Source organism: Streptomyces sp. NPDC037410 (assembly GCF_055602235.1).
Genome location: NZ_JBVJWR010000049.1, coordinates 1 through 1,291, shown reverse-complemented (window position 1 = coordinate 1,291; position 1,291 = coordinate 1). Strand labels below are relative to the sequence as shown.

The following is a 1,291-nucleotide window of genomic DNA, read 5'->3' as shown; positions in this document are numbered from 1 at the left end:
GTGCCGGGGCCTACTTCGTGTCGGTGAAGTAGTAGGGGTTCCCGAAGGATTCCCGTGCCTGTGCCTGGTGTTTGGCGGCGAGTTCGATCGCGCCGTCGCGAGCTGCTGCGAACGCGTCGGCGATGTGGGCCATGGTCGTCTCGGAAGCGCCTTCGAACGTCGTCTCGTTGGTGCCCAGGCGGAACACGGCGCCTGAGACGTTCGGCATTTCGTTCTCGGTCTGGACGTTGACCCGGATCCCGGCCTCGGCCAGGGCCTCGGAGAGCTTGTTGGTCGTGGCGCGGTCTCCGACACGGACCCAGAGCATGTGGTTGTCGGTGTACCCGTCGGCGGAGCGGAAGACATCGAAGCCCCGCTCCGTCAACTCGGCGCCCAGCCGCCGTGCGTTGGCGACGACCTGTCGCGCGTAGGCGGGGCCGAAATGCTCGAACTCGCGTGCGGCCATGCCCAGCGACAGGGTCGAGCCGAAGTGGTGACTGCTGACCAGGATGCGCTGCGCGTCCTTGATGAGCCGGCTCACGTGCGGCAGCCGGGTGAACAGGACGCCCTTGTGCGGCCCGGGGAACGTCTTGTGCGTGGAGCCGCCGAAGCTGGTCGCGCCGAGATCGAGCGGGTTGGGCGCCTGGCCGCCGAGGATGAGCCCGAGGGTGTGACTGGAGTCGATGTGCAGCAGGGTGTGCGGGCTGTGCTCGGCCAGGCAGGCGGCGACCGCGGCGACGTCCAGCAGATGCAGACTGTTCGCCAGGTCGAGGAACAGCAGGGACACGTGCTGCGACGAGAGGATCTTCCGCAGGCCGTCGAGGTCCACGGCACCCGCCTCGACCGAGACCGCGGCCGGAACATAGCCGAAACGCTCGATCACACCCGCGGTCGCGTAGTGGCCTCCGCTCGCGGGATCGATGCAGACGACCGTGCTGCCCGGGGCGCCACCCATGCCCGAGACCGCGATCAGCATCGCGCTGAGCCCGGAAAGCGGACGGACGTTGACGAACGGCGCATCGGCCAGCGCACTCAGGCTGGCGTGTGCCACATGCGTTTCGATGTCCGCGATGCTCTCCCCGCCCCTGAACTGCCAGAAATCGGGGTCGTGGTCTTCATTGAAGAAGTAACGGTTGCCGAAATCAAGCTGCAGAGGCAACCGCGCCATCGGGGAAAGACGGGCCTCGCTCGGAGCCAGACTCAGCGCATCCCGGTTCCGGTCATGCGCATCACGAAGACGCCGCGCATATCCATGGAGCTGACGCTCATGCTCTTCCCGCGAACCGGCGCCGGGTATAGCGCTTTCGTCGAC

At 67.1% G+C, this 1,291-nt stretch carries 1 protein-coding gene; it reads right to left on the bottom strand.

Annotation, left to right across the window (positions count from 1 at the left end; translation table 11 throughout):
- Positions 1-10 precede the first annotated feature (10 nt).
- The coding region (locus tag ACZ7HT_RS36870; RefSeq protein ID WP_471174124.1) for a PLP-dependent aminotransferase family protein at positions 11-1,291 on the bottom strand (1,281 nt) is incomplete at its 5' end.